Origin of the sequence: Micromonospora sp. C51, assembly GCF_018070435.1 — a bacterium.
Classification (GTDB): Bacteria; Actinomycetota; Actinomycetes; order Mycobacteriales; family Micromonosporaceae; genus Micromonospora; species Micromonospora sediminimaris.
Genome location: NZ_JAGPXQ010000005.1, coordinates 154,718 through 173,739, shown reverse-complemented (window position 1 = coordinate 173,739; position 19,022 = coordinate 154,718). Strand labels below are relative to the sequence as shown.

At 68.7% G+C, this 19,022-nt stretch carries 14 protein-coding genes; 10 read left to right on the top strand and 4 right to left on the bottom strand.

From position 1 onward, the window contains the following. Window positions 1-13 precede the first annotated feature (13 nt). Both KBX50_RS09145 and KBX50_RS09140 read right to left on the bottom strand, forming a co-directional pair. On the bottom strand, window positions 14-1,318 hold the full coding sequence (locus KBX50_RS09145) for a glycosyltransferase 87 family protein (protein WP_210936268.1): 1,305 nt from the start codon (window positions 1,316-1,318) through the stop codon (window positions 14-16). Window positions 1,319-1,331: 13 nt separating this feature from the next. Next, window positions 1,332-3,836 carry a bifunctional diguanylate cyclase/phosphodiesterase gene (locus KBX50_RS09140; RefSeq protein WP_247673369.1) on the bottom strand — a complete coding sequence of 835 codons (2,505 nt, stop codon included), beginning with the start codon at window positions 3,834-3,836 and terminating at the stop codon, window positions 1,332-1,334. Window positions 3,837-4,277: 441 nt separating this feature from the next. On the opposite strand from KBX50_RS09140, the gene KBX50_RS09135 reads away from it, so the two are divergent. The 8 genes from KBX50_RS09135 to KBX50_RS09100 all read left to right on the top strand — a co-directional run bounded on the left by KBX50_RS09135 (window position 4,278) and on the right by KBX50_RS09100 (window position 14,417). Next, window positions 4,278-7,397: a BTAD domain-containing putative transcriptional regulator gene (locus tag KBX50_RS09135; RefSeq protein ID WP_210936265.1), complete on the top strand. Its 3,120-nt coding sequence runs from the start codon at window positions 4,278-4,280 to the stop codon at window positions 7,395-7,397. Window positions 7,398-7,522: 125 nt separating this feature from the next. Then, on the top strand, window positions 7,523-9,880 hold the full coding sequence (locus KBX50_RS09130) for a BTAD domain-containing putative transcriptional regulator (RefSeq protein WP_210936264.1): 2,358 nt from the start codon (window positions 7,523-7,525) through the stop codon (window positions 9,878-9,880). Between the two features lie 124 nt (window positions 9,881-10,004). After that, complete coding sequence (locus tag KBX50_RS09125) at window positions 10,005-10,787, top strand: transposase family protein (protein ID WP_210934479.1); 783 nt, start codon at window positions 10,005-10,007, stop codon at window positions 10,785-10,787. Window positions 10,788-10,819: 32 nt separating this feature from the next. Then, on the top strand, window positions 10,820-11,530 hold the full coding sequence (locus KBX50_RS09120) for a tetratricopeptide repeat protein (protein WP_210936263.1): 711 nt from the start codon (window positions 10,820-10,822) through the stop codon (window positions 11,528-11,530). 237 nt (window positions 11,531-11,767) lie between these two features. Continuing rightward, window positions 11,768-12,259, top strand: coding sequence for a cyclic pyranopterin monophosphate synthase MoaC (gene moaC, locus KBX50_RS09115; RefSeq protein ID WP_210936262.1), 492 nt, complete (start codon window positions 11,768-11,770; stop codon window positions 12,257-12,259). Next, on the top strand, window positions 12,256-12,738 hold the full coding sequence (locus KBX50_RS09110) for a molybdenum cofactor biosynthesis protein B (RefSeq protein ID WP_210936261.1): 483 nt from the start codon (window positions 12,256-12,258) through the stop codon (window positions 12,736-12,738). The genes moaC and KBX50_RS09110 overlap by 4 nt, the downstream gene beginning before the upstream one ends. 9 nt (window positions 12,739-12,747) lie before the next feature. Then, window positions 12,748-14,004 carry a molybdopterin molybdotransferase MoeA gene (locus KBX50_RS09105; protein ID WP_210936260.1) on the top strand — a complete coding sequence of 419 codons (1,257 nt, stop codon included), beginning with the start codon at window positions 12,748-12,750 and terminating at the stop codon, window positions 14,002-14,004. Continuing rightward, window positions 13,998-14,417 (top strand): molybdenum cofactor biosynthesis protein MoaE, encoded by a 420-nt coding sequence (locus KBX50_RS09100; RefSeq protein WP_210936259.1) that lies wholly within the window; start codon window positions 13,998-14,000, stop codon window positions 14,415-14,417. Before KBX50_RS09105 ends, KBX50_RS09100 begins: the two co-directional genes overlap by 7 nt. A gap of 9 nt (window positions 14,418-14,426) precedes the next feature. Here the strand turns inward: KBX50_RS09100 and KBX50_RS09095 are convergent, their stop codons facing one another. Continuing rightward, window positions 14,427-15,869: a glycosyltransferase 87 family protein gene (locus KBX50_RS09095; RefSeq protein ID WP_210936257.1), complete on the bottom strand. Its 1,443-nt coding sequence runs from the start codon at window positions 15,867-15,869 to the stop codon at window positions 14,427-14,429. A 234-nt stretch (window positions 15,870-16,103) separates the two neighbouring features. Further along, complete coding sequence (locus KBX50_RS09090; RefSeq protein WP_210936255.1) at window positions 16,104-16,649, bottom strand: DoxX family protein; 546 nt, start codon at window positions 16,647-16,649, stop codon at window positions 16,104-16,106. 137 nt (window positions 16,650-16,786) lie between these two features. Here KBX50_RS09090 and KBX50_RS09085 point away from each other — a divergent pair, with 137 nt between their 5' ends. Further along, the gene (locus KBX50_RS09085) at window positions 16,787-17,332 is read left to right on the top strand and encodes a GNAT family N-acetyltransferase (protein WP_210936253.1); all 546 of its coding nucleotides are present in this window, start codon (window positions 16,787-16,789) and stop codon (window positions 17,330-17,332) included. A 108-nt stretch (window positions 17,333-17,440) separates the two neighbouring features. Further along, window positions 17,441-18,895: a polysaccharide pyruvyl transferase family protein gene (locus KBX50_RS09080; RefSeq protein WP_210936251.1), complete on the top strand. Its 1,455-nt coding sequence runs from the start codon at window positions 17,441-17,443 to the stop codon at window positions 18,893-18,895. Window positions 18,896-19,022 lie beyond the last annotated feature (127 nt).

Below are 19,022 nucleotides of genomic sequence, written 5' to 3'. Positions count from 1 at the left end.
TCAGGTCTACGCCCTACCGGCCGTCTTCGCTCGCCGGTTGCCGGATCCCGGGAACGTCAAGTGCGGCTGCCCAGACGAGGAACGCCACCGGATAGAGCAGATAGCCGAACCGGGTACTGGGCATCAGCAGGATCGCGACGAGCAGCCCGTACCCGCAGACGAGCGCCGCGGCCCGGGCGGTGCGGGGCGGGTGGCGCACGAGTCGGACGGCGATCGCCGCTGCGGCCGCGACCAGCAGCGCCGCCGCCACACCCCGGCCCGCCGGCAGCGCGTTCGCGATCAGGTAGCCGGGAAACGGGGACTGCGCCGGGCTGGAGACCAGGCCGTGCCCGAGGGGGAACCGCAGTACGTTCTCCACCAGGGCGTCCCGGTCCACCAGCAGGGTGGGTAGTAGCGCGGCGGCGGGTAGGCCGAGCGCGCCGGCGGCGACGCGCAGGCCGGCCCGCCGGGACATGCCCCAGATGACCAGGACCGCGGCGACTGGCCAGGCGAAAAGTTTGAGTGCGCCGGCGAGTCCGACGGCGACGCCGGCCCAACCGGGTCGGGCGGTGGCGGCGAGCGCGAGGGCCAGCAGGCAGAGCGCGAGTACGGGTAGGTCATCGCCGCCGGTGGCGAGGGTCAGCGCACAGATCGGCAGGACGGTGGCGGCCTGGACCCCGCGCAGCACGGCGGCGTCGTGCCGGTCCGCTGCGCCCACACCCTCCGGTCGGCGCAGGACGCGGACGGCGAGGAGGAGAGCGAGGGCGGTGCCGATCGCGAACCAGACCCGCGCGTCGCTCCACCATCCGTCGGTGGCCGCGCGGGGCAGCCCGAACAGCGCCATTGCCGGTTGGTACGGCGTGTAGCCGAGCAGTTGCTCGCCGGGCGGCAGCGCGGCGATGGCGTCCGGTCCCAGGTAGGGCGTGCCGGTCTCCACCAGCCGCCGCCCGGAATCCTCGACGACGAGCACCTCTTCCTGGGCCCGGTCGGTGCGTCCCGCCGCGCGCTGCACGCTCTGCCAGAGCAGCGGTAGCAGGGCGACGGCGATCCAGGTGAGGGTGGTGACCAGCCAGCGTCCGGGAAGTCCGGCCAGCGCCGAGCCGGGCCGGTGCCGCCGCAGTAGGAGTTGACCGAGCGCGACGATCGCCGCGCCGAGGTAGCCGAGTGCGGCGATGCCGCCCCAGGCGCGGTGCGGCAGCAGAGTGGAGGTGGCCGCGGTGACTGCGGCGAAGGTGGCGGATACGGCGTAGAGGCCGAGGTCGAGAGCGAGCCCTCCGGCGGCCGTGTCGATCCGGTGCCACCACCCGGTGCGGCGGCTGGTGGGGGTGGCGGTGCTCACCCGGGCAAGTGTGTCAGGCCGGCTGGTGCCGACCCCGGCCGCCCTGTCGGCGTCCCTGCGGCAGCCGAACCACCGCGCCAGCGTCGTGCAGGGCGACCGCGAGGCAGCCGGTCCGGTCGCCGGTGCCGCGCTGGAGTGCGGCGAGCAACGTTCCGGCGGGCAGTGGGCGGGCGAAGAGATGACCCTGGCCGGAGGTGCAGCCCAGTTCCCAGAGCGTACGTCGCTGCGCCTCCCGCTCGACACCCTCGGCCACCACGGCGAGGTCGAGGCTGCGACCGAGATCGAGGGTGGAGCGGATGATCGCGGCGGCCTCGGTGGAGGATTCCATGGCGGTGACGAAGCTTCGGTCGATCTTCAGTTGATGCACCGGAATCCGGGAGAGCAGGGAGAGCGAGGAGTAGCCGGTGCCGAAGTCGTCCAGGGCCAGCCGAACGCCGGCGTCGCGCAATCGGGTGAGCACCTGGTCGACGACGTCGAGCTGACTGAGGGTGAGGGTCTCGGTCAGCTCCAGGATCAGCCGGTCGGGTGGCAGGTCGTGGGCGCGCAGGCGGGCCAGCACCGAACCGGGGAACCGGGCGTCGAGCAGGCTGCGGGGAGAGACGTTCACCGCCACGGGTACGTCGAAGCCGGCGTCCCGCCAGGTGCCGGCGGCGATCAGGGCCTGGTCGAGGATGGCTTCGGCGAAGGCCGGTAGCAGGCCCGACCGCTCGACGGTCTCCAGGAAGCGCAGCGGGTCGATCATGCCGTGGGTGGGGTGACGCCATCTGGCCAGCGCTTCGGCGGCGATGACCTCACCGCTGCCGAGTTCGACGATCGGCTGGAACTTGACGGTGAACTCGTGGTCGGCCACGGCTCGGGTCAGCTCTCCGCCGAGCGTGAGGCGACCCAGGTCGGCGGTGTCCCGGGCGGACGCGTAGCTGGCCAGCCGCTGCCCGGCCCGCTTGGCCTGGTACATGGCGACGTCGGCACGGCGCAGCAGTTCGACCATGCCGCCGGTGGCGGGAGCGGCGGCGATGCCGCCGCTGGCCTCCACGTTGAGCCGCATGCCGTCGATGTCGAAGGGTTCGTGCAGCGCCGCCAGCAGCGTTTCGGCGCGGTGTGCGGCGACCGCGGGCGCGGGCAGGGCACGCAGGAGTACGGCGAACTCGTCGCCGCCGAGCCGGGCGACCAGGTCCTCGGCGTGGGCGGCGGCGCGCAGCCGTTCGGCGACGGCGGCCAGCATCTGGTCGCCAGCGGTGTGGCCGAGGGTGTCGTTGACCTCTTTGAAGTGGTTCAGGTCGATCAGGACCAGGGCGGTCACCCCGTCGGCGTGCCGTTGGTTCAGGTGGTCGTTGCCCGCGTCGAGCAGGTGACGCCGGTTCGGCAGACCGGTAAGCGCGTCGTGCGTCGCGTCGTGCGCGTGGGCCTGGGCCACCCGGGCGAGTTCGGCGTACGCCTGGGCGTTTCGGATGGCGGTGCACAGTGCCGAGGCGAAGGTGTAGAGGGTGTAGTGCTCCCGCTCGGAGAGTTTCACCGGTCCGCGGAATCGCAGCCGCAGCATGCCCACGTCGACCGTCTTGTCGTGCCCTTCCAGACGGGCAGGGACCACCGCGCCCTGGACGGTGGTGGGCTCGGCCGCCGGACCGTCGTATGTGACGCCGTCGGCGCCGCCGCGTACCACCCGGTCGTCGTCGCGCAGCTCGACCTCCACCTCGTCGGCGGAGAAGAGTTCCGCCGCCCGGGTGACCGCAGTGGTGAGAACCTCGTCCAGCTCGACCACGTTGAGCGCGTCGGTGGTCTGAGCGAGCCGCTGCCAGGCCTTTTGCTCCGTTCGGCTGCGGACCCGTGTCGATACGAGCAGATGAAGGCTGAGTACCAGCGGTGGCAACGCGAGAAGCCACTGAAAGTTGATTCTGACGACGAGGATTGTGCCGATGATGACCACCGGACGGGTCAGGGCCGCAGTCAGGCGGACGTCCCAGTTCTCGTGAACCAACTTCCGCAAGGAGGTGCCGGTTGCCATGGCGATGACCGGCATGGTGATGATTTCGTCAAGTAGCACCGCAGCCAGGTAGGCGGCAGCCAGTGCGACTGCGGTCTCCGCGACGTCGGGACTGGTCGGGGACCACGCGAACAGCTGCAGGACCACTCCGGCGGCGGTGGCGATGAGCATGTTCTTGGCGACGCCGAAGACTCGCTTGATCGGTGCGAGCCGTGCCAGGGTCGTGGCGATCGCGACGCCGAAGCCGGTGGCCAGGATGACCACGGGGGCCGGTGCCACGGCGAGGGCGATCAGGATGGCCGTCTCGGTCCACGCGATGTAGTGGTTGGTGGCACGGATCCTGACTCGTACTTTGGCGGTGAAGCCGACGGCGACAAGCGAGATCAACGCCGTCCAGATCAGGGTTGCGGTAAGGGCCCCGTAGCTCGGCAGGTGTGCGACCGAGACGGCTCCCGAGAGACCGGCCAGGGCGACGACGAGACCGATCAGCGGCAGTAACCGCTTATCGGTCCCGGTCTGTCGCTCTTGCAGAGCCAACCCATCATCCCCGTTCGTCACCGTGGGGCTGCGCTCCGCAAGCGTACTTCGGCCGCTGCTGATCCAGAAGCTGGAATCAGCCCCATTCGTTCGACTTCATCTCGACCCCCAGCTGCTTGGCATTTGCTTTGACTGGCCAAACCCTAGGGGTGCTTGCGGATGTTTTGCGATGAAACATGTCGTATTGCGCAGAATAGGCCAATAGGGCGATGTTGTGTCACTTTCCGTTTCGCTGGCTTTACGAAGGGTCCAAATCCGGCGATCACTTCGCCCTTCCTGTGCCAGCAGTCCCGCCGCAGATTTGCGAACAAGTGTGACCACAGAACTTTGTTCAGTTCATCGCCGCTTCGGTTGAGCTTGCCGCTGATCGCTGCAACTTACCGGGTGCCGATGGCGTTAAGCTGCATACAGTGATCCTTTGAATGCGGTCAGAGGAGCCGGGTGCAGATTCAGGTTCTCGGCGGTCTCGCGGTGCGCCTGGGCTCACAGGCGCTACCGCCTGGGACGCCCAAGCAGCAGACCGTCCTGGCCATGCTCGCGTGCAACGCCGGGCAGTTGGTGTCGGTCGAACAACTCGTCGATGAACTGTGGTTTGAAGACCCACCTCCCTCGGCTATACCGAATGTCCGTACTTATGCGGCTAATCTGCGACGAAGCCTAGAGGCGATGCTTCCCGATCGGGAAGTGTTGATCCGCAGTCGTGACGGTTACCGGCTCGATGTCGAGTGCTCGGACGTGGACCTTTGTGCCTTTCGAGCAGAGGTGGCCGAGGCGCGGCAACTCATCGGAGCCGACGAGCGGGAGGCGGTGCGACTGGTATCCCGAGCGCTGGCCCGCTGGCGTGGGCCGATGCTCACCGGGATCGCCCTGGGGCCCCGGCTCTCCGCCCAGGTGGCCGCCGCGACCGAGGATCGGCTGCTGGCCACCGAGCTGTACGCCGAGTTGCAGATCCGGCTCGGCCACAACGACGAGGCCCTGCCGGTTCTTCGGGAGCTGCTGGTCAGGCATCCACTGCGGGAACCGGCTCACCTGTTGCTCATGCAGGCCCTCTACGTAGGAGGGGACTCCGCCGGTGCCGTGGCGGCCTATACCGCAGCTCGTCGAACCCTGCGTCAGCATCTGAACGTCGAGCCGGGGGAGGAACTGCAACGGTTGTATCGCCGTATCGCCCGTCACGACGGCCAGTCTCGCCGAGCCGACGCAGCCGGAGCGCCGGGTAGGGAGCCCGTCGACCAGGAGCAACGACTGCCCTCCTACCTCCCGCGGACGGTCCCGGACTTCGTGGGCCGTGCCGACGCCGTCGAGCACCTACTGTCCACGACCCTGCGGGCCGGCGAGCACAACTGCGCAGTCCACCTCGTCGACGGCATGGCTGGCAGCGGCAAGACGACACTTGCGGTACACGTCGCCAACCGGCTGACCGACCGATTTCCGGACGCCCAGCTGTTCATCGACCTCAAAGGCCACGACCCTGCCGAGAAGCTGGACAGCCCGACGGCTCTGGCGACCTTGCTGCGGCAACTTGGCACACCCGCCGGCCGGATACCGTCGGACCCCGGAGACCGGCTCGACCGGTGGCGCCGCGACCTGGCTGGTCGCAGGGTGATCATCGTGCTGGACAACGCGGCCGACGCCGCGCAGATCCGGCCTCTACTGCCCACCGCACCGGGAAACCTGGTGATCGTGACCTCGCGCCGGCGGATCAACGGGCTGGATGTCGATCCGCCGGTGTCCCTGCCGCTGCTCAAGCCGGCGGAGGGCGTCGCACTACTGGCCTCAACGGCAGGGGCGGAGCGGGTGGCTGCGGAGCCTGAGGCGGCAGTGGCCGTGGTGGAAAGCTGTGGTCACCTGCCGCTGGCGATACGGCTTGCCGGTTCACGGCTCGCGCATCGGCCGAACTGGCAAGTGGCGGATCTGGCAAAGCTGCTGGCAAGCAAGGCCCGCCGGCTGGACCAGCTGACCTCAGGGGACCGTAGTGTGGCCGGTGCCTTCGCGGCCTCGTACGCCTCGCTGAACGAGCCCGCGCAGCGACTGTTCCGACTGCTCAGCGTGCATCCGGGAGACGAGTTCGGCGTGCTGGCCGCCAGTGCGCTGTCCGGCTTGTCGGTCGAAGAAACCGCCGACGTACTCGACGCCCTTCTGGACTCCCACCTGATCGAAGAGTTGACGGCTGGGCGTTATCGGATGCACGACCTCATCCGGCACTACGCCCACGATCTGTCGAACCGCGTGGACGAGGTGAATGAGCGAAGTTTGGCTCTGGCGGAACTCCTTGATCTGATGCTGCATCTCTCCTTTTCCGTGGCCGATATCCTTGAGCTGGGCCGCATTAGCCTTCATGTCTCTCTCGATGCTCCGCGTCGACCCGACCTGGTTGAGATGAAGAGCGACTCTGCCGAAAAGTGGATGGAGATCGAGCGGACCAACCTCGTGTTGCTTGTCGGTAGAGCCCGCGAGTGGGAATTTCGCCAGGAAGCGTGGCGGCTGGCACGGATTCTGTGGCGGTTTTTGTACACTCGGGGGTGCTATGACGATATCGTCGTGACCAGCCTTCAAGGGCTTTCGGCTGCGGAAGAGGCTCGCGACGAGCGGGCCGTGGCCGTGATGCACAACTATCTCGCCTCCGCCTATTTACGAACCGGCAACTATCCAGGCGCATTAACGCATCTGAAGAAGGCTGTCGAAATTTGTGAGCGGTGTGGTGATCGATCCAACCTTGCGCGTTATCAGGCAAACTTGGTGGCAGTATATTGGCTTCTCGGCGAACCTGATAAGGCAGTTGCTGTGGCGCTGGAGCGAACGCGAAACGGGATTGTTCCGGAGGTGCATGAAACCGCCACCCACCTGCCGAACCTCGGGCTCGCGATGGCGCTGCTCGGGCGATACGACGAGGCCCTGCGCGTGCACCGCCTCCACCTGTACCTAGGACGCCAGCTTGGTAGCCAGTTCCATATTCTCAACGCGCTCGGTCACATCGGTGCGGTGAAGTGTCGCATGGGGCAGTACGACGTGGCCGCGCGAGCGTTGCGGACGGCGCTCGTCATGCGCCAACGCACCGGACACCGTTACGCGGAACCTGAGGTCCGGAATGACCTCGGGGTCGCCCTGCGTGGTCTCGGACGCGTTACGGAAGCGGTGCTTGAGCATGAGGCTGCCCGGCAGATGGCAGTCGATGCCGGCGAACCTCACGTGGAGGCGGCGGCTTTGAACGACCTCGCCTTGACTCTCGCCGGTTCGGCTGAGTCCGCGAGGTTGATGGAACTGCACCGCGAGGCGCTGCGGGTGGCCACCCGGATAGCTCATCCCTATGAGCAAGGGCGCGCCCTGGCTGGATTGGCTGAGCACATGTGGTCCATTGATCCGGCGGAGGCGCGCCGACACTGGGTACGGGCGTTGGCGATCTTCAGGCGGATGGGGGTGCCAGAGCGGGTTGAGGTCGCCCAACGCTTGGCCGAGGCCGGAGCCCAGCAGCCGGCGGATAGCGGGCCGTGGTCATCGGTCGCCGTCACACCATTTCTGGCCGGACGCGATGTGACGACCGACCTTGGCCGGCCCGGGTAGGCAAGCGGCAAGCCCTTTCGATGTCGCCACCGCCGAGCCCGAGCGTCTGGTGCAGCTCACCCCGATCCGATGCGCATTGTTAAGGTGCGCTCACGCGAATGCCCGCCTCACAAGGGGTTCGAGAAGTGAAGATTGAGGTGCTTGGCGGCTTTCGGGTCTCGTTTGGTTCGTCCGGGGTGGACCTCGGTACGCCGAAGCAACGCACCGTTCTGGCCAAGCTGGTGATGAGCCCGAGCCGGACGGTTGCCTTAGAGGAGCTGATCGACGAGATCTGGCCCGACGACCCACCTCGCTCGGCCGTACCGAACGTTCGGACCTATGCCGCCAACCTGCGACGCACCTTCGAGGCGCACGATGCCGGCCAGGGGGTGCTGGTACGTCAGCGCGGCGGGTACCGACTGGAGATCGCGACCGACGACGTGGACTTGTTCCACTTCCTTGACCAGGCTGAGCGGGCCCGTCAGCTCAACCGCCGCGACGACCCGGAGACCGCGCGGTCGTTGCTGAGCGGGGTGATGCCCCTCTGGAACGGGCCACCCCTGCTGGGCGTGCCTCTCGGGGCTTCGCTGGCCGCTCAGGTGGCGGGCGCTCAGGAACAGCATCTTCTCGCCGTGGAACTCCTCGCGGGCCTCCACCTTGCAGCGGACCGCGTCGAGGATGCCCTACCGCTGCTGTGGCGAACGGTTGCGGCCCACCCGACCCGTGAGCCGGCGCTGCTGCTGATGATGAGGGCGCTGCATCGGCGCGGCGACGTAGCCGGCGCGATCTCCGTGTTTCGATCCGCTGCCCGAGTCATGCGGGCCGAACTCGGCGTCGAGCCGGGATCCGATCTTCGGCGACTGCATCAGGAAATGGTCGGGCGTCGAGCGGCCCCGGCATCGGTCTCCCCCGCGGCGGGACCCGGAGGCAGCAACGATTCGAGCGCGAGGACCTCGACGACACCTGACATCGATGGGACGGACTGGGACTGGCTACCCAGACCGGTAGCTCACTTTGTTGGCCGGGAGGCCCTCGTCGAGCGAATGATCGGCCGGTGCCGAGCCGCCGCAGGCCCGGCACCGGTAGTTCACCTGATCGACGGGATGGCGGGAAGCGGTAAGACGACGCTCGCCGTGCAGGTCGCCAGACGCCTGGCCGCTTCGTACCCGGATGGTCGACTCTTCATCGACCTGCGCGGTCACGGTGAGGGCAACGCGATGGATCCCGCCACTGCCCTCGTGGTGCTTCTCCGTCAGTTGGGTGTGCCGGCACCCCGAATTCCAGTAGATGTTGATGAACGACGAGGGTTGTGGCGCAGGGAACTGTCCGCCCGCAGTGCGGTCGTCGTTCTCGACAATGCGGCTGACAGTGACCAGGTTGCTCCGCTGTTGCCGGTCACCGCGTCGTCGGTCACCGCGTCGTCGGTCATCCTGGTCACTTCCCGTCGGCGACTTCTCGACCTGGATGTCGGGCCCCCCGAGTCCCTGTCCGTGCTGTCGCCAGAAGAGGGGCTCCGCCTGCTGGCGATCAGCGCTGGAGAAGAGCGGGTGTATGCGGACCCCGAATCCGCCGCAGAGATAGTCCGCAACTGTGGTTACCTGCCGCTGGCGATCCGGTTGGTCGGGTCGCGGCTGGCTCACCGGCGCAACCGCCGGCTGGTCGATTTGGCCGGTCGTCTGGCCGCGAACGAGTCAGGGCTGGCCAGCTTCGGAACGGGAGAGCGCAGCGTCGCCGCCGCCTTCACCGCCTCGTACGAGCCGTTGCACGAGGTGAGTAAACGGGTTTTCCGCTTGCTGGGTCTCCATACCGGGCACTACTGCATCAGCATGGTCGCGGCGATGTCCGGCCTTTCCTACGCGAAAGCCGGGCAGATCCTCGACGATCTGGTCGACCGTCACCTGCTGGAAGAATCGGATAGTGGTCGCTATCGCATGCACGACCTGGTTCGACAGTACGCTCGCGAGAAGTGCCTGGAGACAGATTCGGAGGAGAGGCGAAGGGCTGCCCTTGCCAGTCTGCTTGACCAGGTCATGCAACTGTCGATCGCCGCCATGAAGTCGTTGAACAGTATCAGCGACATTTACGCGGACATCGGCGACGTGATGCCGGAGCGGCCAGATCTCCTACCCGGATCCGAGACGGTCGATATCACCTGGGTCGAGCGGGAGCGAAGTAATCTGAATCTCTTCATCGAGCTGGCGGCAAAAAACTCCTTTCATGGTTTTGCCTGGAAGGTAGCGCGCGTGCTGTGGCGCTTCTACTATGTTCGCGGATACTTCGAAGATATTCAGCGGACGCATGAACTGGGGCTGGCCGCCGCAGAGCAATTGGGGGACAGTCGGGCAGTCGGCATTATGAACAACTATCTCGCCTCGGCGCTGGCCAAAACCGGTTTCTATCACCCGGCGGTTGAGTGTCTGGAAAGAGCTTTGGTGGAGGCTGAAGCGGCAGGCCGCCGTGGAGACATCGCCCGGATCCGGGGGAACCTGAGCGTCGCACACTGAGCCCTTTTCATCCTGACCCTGCAGGTCAGAGGAGGTGTGCGTAGCCCCGGGATCGATGAGGGCGAGGCTCCAGGTAAGACAGCAAATCGACCAAAACCCGATGCCCCGACCGGGAGCCTCGCCTGTGCTGTCTTACCCGTCCACGATCTCGTTGTCCAGCCGGACCCTCAACCACCTCGCCGACCGCATCCGCCAGCACCGTAACCAGCAACGATCCAGGTGGCGGCGCCTCGACGCGGGACGCCAGGCACTACTCGCCCTTGCCCATCTACGTAACGGCGACACATACACCCGGCTGGCCTGCGGGTTCGCGATCGGCGTCGCCACCGCCTGGCGCTACGTGCAGGAAGCGACCGCCCTGCTCGCGGCATCCGCCGACGACCTGGCCACCGCGATGAAACGCATCCGCATGCTGGCGTACGCGATCCTGGACGGCACCCTGATCCCGATCGACCGGATCGCCGACCAGAAGCCCTACTACTCGGGAAAACACAAACGCCACGGCGTGAACGTGCAGGTCATCGCCGACGCAGCGGGCCGCCTCGTCTGGGCATCGCCCGCGCTACCCGGATCGGCTCACGACCTGACCGCTGCCCGCACGCACGGCATCATCGACGCGCTGACCAGTGCACACGTGATGACCTTCGCGGACAAGGGCTATCAGGGCGCCCACGGCAGCGTGCGTACCCCGTTCAAGCGGCGCCGCTTCCGGCCGAAGCTGTCACGCAGGCAGAAAGCCGTGAACCGCGCCCACGCGAAGATCCGCGCCCGCGGTGAGCGAGCGATTGCCACGCTCAAGACCTGGAAGATCCTCGCCAAGCTGCGCTGCTGCCCACGCCGAGCCACCGCGATCGTGCAGGCCATCCTCGTCCTGCACCACACCGAATCCAACCGCTACACAGGATGAAAAAGGCTCACTGCATGATGGGTGATTTCCAGGTGTCCGCGGATCTCGCACTGGCAGCACTGCGCGACCTTCCGATGCGGCAGATCGGTCGGGTTCGGACACATCTGCCGAACGTCGGCATCGCCCTCACCTGCTTGGGGCGTTACGAGGAGGCGCTGCGGGTACATCGCCTTCATCTGCTCTGGGCACGGGTGGAAGGTGACCGCTACCAGATCGCCAACGTGTTGAGCCACATCGCCGCCGTGCGGGTGCGCTTGAGAGAGCATGCTCAGGCGCTGCGGTTGCTGCGATCTGCCATGATCCTCTACGCCGAGACGGGTCATCGATACGGAGAGGCCGACGCGCGCAACGTGATGGGCGTGGCTTATCGCGGCGTGGGCCGGCTCGCGGAGGCCCGACGGCAGCACGAACTGGCGCTGGAGCTCACCGGCCAGTCGGCCGAGCGGCATGCGGAGTGCACCGCGTTGAACGAGTTCGGCCTGACGCTGGCGGCCGACGGCGACACCGACGGTGCCCTGCGGGCACACCAGCGAGCGCTTGATCTGGCGGTCCGGATCGACAACCGGTACGAACAGGCCCGGGCGCTGGCCGGTCTGGCCGAGCACCTGCTGAGGGCGGATCCGACCGAGGCTCGGCGATATCTGGAACGGGCGCTGACGCTCATTGTGCCGACCGGAGCACCGGAGCGGTTCGATATCGAGCGCCGTCTCGCCGCGTTGAAGCAGGGCATACCGACCCGCTGATCGCCAGATCTCGCTGGCCATCGTTCTTATCGATTTCTTATCGCCGGGGTCGCTAGCCTCCGGAGCGTTCGCCGACGGGGGGAGATCCGACAGTTGCCGGATCTCGTCGCGACTCCTGCCGCCGGGTCTTACCCCAGCAGCCCGAGGCAGGCTGGCGAGGAAGGGGCGGCGTCCCCGCGCCGCTCCTTCCGAGCCTACGGAACCGTCCTGTCACACGGCGGGGATAGGCTCGCGACCGTGACCGAACCCGCCCAGCTCACCCACGTCGACACCGCCGGCGCGGCACGCATGGTCGATGTTTCCGCGAAACAGGTCACCGGTCGGGTGGCGACGGCCGCCGGCCGGCTGCGGACCACCCGTGAGGTGATCGACCTGCTCCGTGGGGAGGGTCTGCCCAAGGGCGATGCCCTGGCGGTCGGGCGGCTGGCCGGGATCATGGGGGCGAAGCGCACTCCCGACCTGATCCCGCTCTGCCACCCGATCGCGCTGCACGGAGTCACCGTCGACCTGGCGCTTACCGACGACAGCGTGGAGATCACCGCCACCGCCCGCACCGCCGACCGCACCGGGGTGGAGATGGAGGCGCTGACCGCGGTCGCGGTCGCCGGGCTGGCTCTCGTCGACATGGTCAAGGCCGTTGATCCGGCAGCCAGCGTCGACGCGGTCCGGGTGCTACGCAAGGAGGGCGGAAAGACCGGTCTGTGGGAGCGCCCGGAGGACCGGTCGTGATCCGCGCCCGGGTGGTGGTTGCCTCCAACCGCGCCGCCGCCGGTGTCTACGCCGACACCAGTGGTCCGCTCCTCGTCGCCGGTCTGCGGGAGTTGGGCTGCACGGTGGGCGACCCGGTGGTCGTGCCGGACGGCGAGCCGGTCGGCCAGGCAGTCCGGGCGGCCGTGGTGGACGGCTTCGACGTGGTGCTGACCAGTGGCGGCACCGGGATCACCCCCACCGACCGCACTCCCGACGTGACCCGGGCCCTGCTCGACTACGAGATTCCCGGCATCGCCGAGGCGATCCGCGCGCACAGCCGCGACAAGGTGCCCACCGCCGCGCTGTCTCGCGGGGTGGCCGGCGTGGCCGGTCGCACGCTTGTGGTCAACCTGCCCGGGTCGACCGGCGGAGCGCGGGACGGCCTCGCCGTGCTGGGGCCGATTCTGGCCCACACCGTCGACCAGTTGCGTGGTGGCGACCACCTGGCGGCCGGTTAGGCTCGGCCGGTGAGAACGGAAACCGCCTCCACCGACGAGGTCTCCGCGCCACCACCGGCCGACTGGGCGCAGGCCCGGTCCCTGGTGTACGCGGCCGGCCTGGCCGCCGCGCTGCCCGCCGTCGAGCGTCCGCTCGCCGGGACTGACGGGCACACCCTCGCCGAACCGCTCTCCCCGCGGACCGACCTGCCGGCGTTTCCGACGTCGAGCGTGGACGGCTGGGCGGTGCGTGGTGCCGGCCCGTGGCGGGTCGTCGGGCGCGTCCTGGCGGGTGGTGCGCCTGCCCCGTTGACCGAGGACGGGACGACTGTCGAGATCGCCACCGGGGCGATGGTGCCGGTGGGCGCCTCGGCGGTGCTCCGGGTCGAGGAGTCGAGGCGTACGCCGGAGGGGTTGGTCGACGGCGTGCCACGCGCCACGCCGGAGTGGCGGCAACCCGGCGAGGAGGCCACCGCCGGTGAGGAGCTGCTGCCGGCCGGGACACCGGTCGACCCTGCGGTGATCGGCCTGGCCGCCTCGTGCGGCCACGACACGCTGCGGGTACGCCGGCAGCCCCGGGCGGCGCTGCTGGTCTTCGGCGACGAGTTGCTCACGGCCGGCCCGCCGGGCGCCGGGCGGGTCCGTGACGCGCTGGGCCCGGCGGTGCCGGGTTGGCTCCGCCGGTACGGCTGCCAGGTGGATCCGAACAGCGTGGTCGGCCCCGTCGCGGACACGCTGCCCGCCCACGTGGCGGCGCTGCGTGCCGCCCTGGACAACGCCGATCTGGTCTGCACCACCGGCGGCACCATGCACGGCCCGGTCGATCACCTGCACCCGGCGTTGGCGTCGTTGGGTGCCGAGTACGTGGTCAACACGGTCGCGGTGCGGCCCGGTTTCCCGATGCTGCTGGCCCGGTTGGTCGGTGCCGACGGGCAGGTCCGGTTCGTGGCCGGGCTGCCGGGCAATCCGCAGTCCGCCGTCATTGCCTTGGTGTCGCTGGTCGCTCCGCTGCTGGCCGGGCTCGCGGGTCGGTCGTTGCCGACGCTTCCGCACGCCGTCCTCGCCGAGCCCGTTGCCGGTCGTGGCGACCACACCCACCTGGCGCTGGTCCGACTCGACCGGGCCGCCGGGACAGCCCATCCGGTCCGGCACGTCGGTTCGGCCATGTTGCGTGGGCTCGCCACCGCCGACGGGTTCGCGGTGATCGACCCCGGCACCACCGGCTCGGCGGGTGACCGGGTGCCGATCGTGCCGTTGCCACTGCTACCGGGGGAGCGGGCATGGTGACCGTCATCAGCAGCGTCACCGACCAGCCACTGGATCTCGCCGCGCACGAGGCGGCGGTCGCCGACCGTCGGGCCGGCGCGGTGGTGTCGTTCGTCGGGGTGGTACGCGATCACGACCACGGACGGTCGGTGACCAGCCTGGAGTACGAAGGCCACCCGAACGCCGAGAAGGTGCTCCAGGAGGTCGCCGACGAGATCGCCGCCGACCCCGACGTGTACGCCGTGGCGATCTCACACCGGATCGGCCCCCTGGCCATCGGCGACGTGGCCCTGGCGGCGGCGGTCAGCACCGCCCACCGGGCCGCCGCCTTCGCTGCCTGTGCCCGGTTGGTGGACGAGGCGAAGGCCCGGCTGCCGATCTGGAAGCGGCAGGTCTTCACCGACGGCACCGAGGAATGGGTCAACTGCCCCTGACCGGATGGGCTACCGCCGTCCGTACAGCATCGAGGCACGTGCCGCCCGGTCGGTGTGGAACGCCGGTTCCGCGCCGGGCCGCCAGGGCAGTGCGGCGACCAGCAGGATCAGCGCCAGCGCCAGGGAGTTCTCCATCAACGCGCCGAACAGGCCGTCCTGGTAGTGGGAGACCTCCGGCAGCTGGTGCTCGTACGGCCAGATCGGGGAGATCAGGAAAAGCAGGTAGAGCCCGATCGCGGCGAAGCCGTGGCGGAACCCGGTAAGCGTCGGGTACCAGATCGGTGAACGGAGAGTGGACACTCCCGGCGGGCCGCCGTACGGCGCTGACGCGGATCGCGCCACCGGTGCTCGGCTGGCTTCGTGCCGACGGATCGCGGCGTCGGCCAGGACGATGATCGCCGGGATCACCCAGACGAGGTGGTGCGTCCAGGAGATCGGGCTGATCACGTTGGCGGTCAGGCCCACAAGCGTGAAGGCGGTCAGTTCGTCGCCGTCGGAGTGGGCGTTTGAGGCCCGGGACAGACCGAGCGCCAGCACCAGCACGGAGAAGGCGAGCCAGAGCAGGCCGGGGGTCTCGATCGAGTCGTAGAGCCGGGCCAGCAGGCCGGCCAACGACTGATTGGGCGTCATGTCGGCGGCGCCCACCCGCTCGGTCTGCCACAGCACGCTGCCGAAGTAGTCTCGGGACTCCGCGCCGACGATGCCGAAGCTGCCGATGGTCACCCCGACGGCGGTGCCGATGGCCGTCCAGGCCACCCGCCACTGTCGAGTGATCATCAGATAGAAGATGAACAGTGCCGGGGTCAGCTTGACGGCGGTGGCGAGGCCGATGCCCACGCCGGCCCACGCGCCGCCGTAGATGAACCGCAGCAGCGGGCCGTCGCTCTCGGCCTGGTGGGTGCCCCGGCGCGACCGCCAGCGCAGGGCGACCAGGTCGGCCAGGATCAGGGCGAACAACAGCAGGTTGACCTGCCCGTAGCCGAGGGTTTCCCGGGTGGGTTCGATGGCGGCGGCCAGTGGCGTGGCGATGGCCACCGTGTACCACAGTGGCCAGCCCAGCCGGTCGACGATCGGGCGCAGCAGCGCGGCCAGCACCACGGCCAGCGCGGCGATGCTGACCGCGGCGTTGACCAGACCGGCCAGGGTGACCGGCAGGTGCGCCATCGGCAGCATGGCCAGCCCGGCGAAGGGTGGGTAGGTGAAACCCAGGGTTGTGTCGGGCGCGACGAACTCGTACAGCTCGTGACCGCTCGCCCACCAGACCACCGCGCCGTGGTAGATCTTCATGTCGAAGAAGTTGTACGGACGCCCGAAAGCGCCGATGGCAAGCCATGCGGCGTAGGCGACGGCGGCGACGATGCCCGCCCGTACGACTGTCCTACGATCGATCCCACGCGTTACGCGACGGACTGTGGCGAGGCGGTCCAGCCCTCTACCGACGATCGTCGGCATGGCGTGGCCACCCCCGTACCAAGGTCGTCCTACCCGTCCAGGTCCAGTACGGAGCCTAGAACGGCGCCTCACGTCAGTGCCTCCCGCGTTATGCGACCGTGTCCGATCCCACACATTCTTTTGACATTTCCACCGCGTTAACGCCTACCGGGCGGTTCAGGTGATTCGCGGCCTTAGCCGGGGTGGGGGTGGTTGGATCGCAGCTCAGCGGGGGTGAGGTGGGACGCGTACAGCTCAGCCGGGAAGTCGCCGGGCGGCGGAGGTCGATCGCACAGCGATCCGGGCCTCCCGGCGCGCGGTCCGGACCGCACGGCGTACCGACCGTCGTGAGTGGCCGATGCGGTGACCGGCCCGCCAGCGTAGTCCGGGTTTACCCTCCGTGTCCGCCGCAGCGAGCAACAACCCACCGAAGAGACCGAGGTTCTTCAGGAAGTGGATCTGGTTGTTGTTCTTCGCGATCGGGTCGTCGTTGCGCCAGAAGGGGTGCCCGGCGAGGGTGACCGGGATCAGCGTGCCGGCCAGCACCAGGGCCGCCGGCCGGGTGAACCGCCCGGTGGCCAGCATCAGCCCGGCGCCGAACTGCACGGCCGAGTTGGCGCGGATCAGGGTTTCAGTATCCGTGGGGAGCTGCGGATGCACCCGTTCCAGCAGCGGTGTCACCCGATCGGTGACCGGTTTCGCAGTGGGTGCCAGGCGGCTGGGGTTGGCGAAGTTGCGGGCGCCGCTGACCACGAAGATGCCGCTCAACATGGCGCGGGCGAGGGATCGTACGGGCGTCATGGAACAGTCATACCCTGTCCCGGGCGTTACTACGCCCCGCAACGGGGTATGTCGATCGATCGAGTGCGTTGGTGACGGCGCGCCCGGGTTCGAGGACCGTCGCGGTTGGACGCGTCCTCCGGGGTACCCTACGCCGCGTGACGACCCTGCGGCTGCGACCCGAGGACCCGGCCGACACCGGCGCGATCCGCCGGGTGCTGGCCGCAGCCTTCGCCCGGCCCGACGTGGCCGTCCCGCCGGAGGTACGCCTCGTCGACGAGCTGCGGGGCAGCGACGCGTGGCTGCCGGAGCTGGCGATGGTCGCCGAGTACGGCGGGGAGATCGTCGGATGTGCCCTGCTCACCCGGGTGGTGGTCAACTCGGGAACGGCCAGCACGCCAGCGCTCGCGATGGGCCCGGTTGCGGTGGCGCCGCACCGGCAGCGGATCGGGCTCGGCACGTCGGTGGTGCAGGCCGCGCTGGAAGCGGCGACCGAACTCGGTGAGCGGCTGGTGGTGGTGCTCGGCGATCCGGCCTACTACCGGCGCTTCGGCTTCAGCCGCGCGGACCAGTTGGGCCTGACGAGTCCCTGGTCCGGCCTTGGTGAGCCGTGGCAGGCGTTGATCCTGCCGCCAGCGACCAGCGGCGAGCCGTCGCCTCCCCGGGGCGAGGTCATCTTCCCGCCGCCGTGGTCGAAGGTCTGATCCCTTTCCGGCCGACCCGCAGCAGGTGGCGAGCGACGACGGGGTTGGCTAGCATCGAGCGACTTTCGGCTACCCCCTCGCACCCCGCACCCCGGAGGCTCCGACCCGATGACCCGTGTCCTGCTGCGCTCTGCCAAGGACCCTTTCACCCCGGTCAGCCCGGAGCACTCCCTCGCGCTCTACAAGCAGGGTATTTTCGGGCGGAACGTGGGCAACCTCGTCTTCACCGAGGCGGTGCACAAGCTGATCAGCGTGCCGGGGACCGAGGTGGTGTCCAACTCGTTCCTGAGCGAACGGCCCGGCGTGGACCAGGCGTACGTGGACCGGATCAACGAGCAGTTCGACATGTTCGTGGTGCCGCTGGCTAATGCCTTCCGGCCGACTTTCCTGGAAAACCTCAAGCGCCTCACCTGGGTGATCGAGAACCTACGGATCCCGGTCGTGGTGGTGGGCGTCGGCGTCGCGGGTGCCGGAGGGAGCCTCGACAACCCGTTCCCGCCGGCTACCGACGAGATGAGCGGGGCGGTGCGACGGTTCGTGCGCTCGGTGCTCGCCAGGTCGGCGACGATCGGCGTACGTGGCGAGATCACCGCCGCCTACCTCGCCGAGCTGGGTTTCGGTGACGACGTGGTCGAGGTCGTCGGCTGTCCGTCGCTGTTCCGGGACGGCCCGAACCTGAGGATCACCAAGCGGGCGGCCGAGCTGACGCCGGAGAGCAGCTTCACGATCAACATCTCGCCGTACGTGCTGCTGATGGACGAGGTCGCGACCCGACACGCCAAGCGCTACCCGAACATGGTCTACCTACCGCAGGACGACACCGACCTCAGGCTGTTGCTGTGGGGGGTCGAGCCGGACAACGTCCGCCCGGGAATGCCGCACCACACCGCCCACCAGCTCTACCGGGAGGACCGGATCCGGTTCTTCGTCGATGCCTCGACCTGGATGCGCTACCTGGCGGAGCGGGAGTTCTCCTTCGGCACCCGGATCCACGGCAACATCGTGGCGCTGGCCGCCGGGACGCCGGCCCACGTCCTCGTGCACGACAGCCGGACCCTGGAGTTGGCCCGGTACCACGACATTCCGCACACCATGGTCCCTGGCCTGAGCCCGGAGGTCGACGCCGCGGACCTCTACGCCCAATCCGACTACACCGCGTTCAATGCCGGGCACACGCAGCGCTGGGACCGCTTTGGCGGCTTTCTTGAGCGCAACGGCATCGGGCACATCTTCCAACCCGGAAAGGCCAACCCGGACTACGACAAGCGGCTGGACGCCGTGGGGCTGGCGCCGCCGGTGACCACGCTGATGACCACCGATCCCGAAGCCAGGGAGCGGATCACCGCCCGGGTGGCGGAACTCTACGCGCTGGGTGGCCTCCGCGCGCTGCGCAGGGCACACAAGCCGGATATTCCGTTCCCGCACACCGCTGCGCCGAAGGAGGCGGTGGCGACCGGCGAGCGGCGGCCGGTACCTGCCGCAGTGCGGCACCTGCCGGCACCTGTGCGGTCCGCGCTGCGCCGCAGTCGCGCGCTCGCCGGTCGGCTCCGCCGCCAGTCCTGAAGGCACCGCGCACCCTGAGCCCGCGACCGTGACGGGTGCCCGGGACTCAGGATGGTCTCGTCTGCTCGCTCAACGGGCAGGATCGCCGGTGCGTTGTTAACGTCGAATGCCTCGACCCGATCCCACA

Bases quoted from the DNA above. Each gene is read 5' to 3' on its own strand.
- KBX50_RS09100 (WP_210936259.1), top strand. From the start codon at position 13,998: ATGGTGACCGTCATCAGCAGCGTCACCGACCAGCCACTGGATCTCGCC.
- KBX50_RS09095 (WP_210936257.1), bottom strand. From the start codon at position 15,869: ATGCCGACGATCGTCGGTAGAGGGCTGGACCGCCTCGCCACAGTCCGT.
- KBX50_RS09090 (WP_210936255.1), bottom strand. From the start codon at position 16,649: ATGACGCCCGTACGATCCCTCGCCCGCGCCATGTTGAGCGGCATCTTC.
- KBX50_RS09080 (WP_210936251.1), top strand. From the start codon at position 17,441: ATGACCCGTGTCCTGCTGCGCTCTGCCAAGGACCCTTTCACCCCGGTC.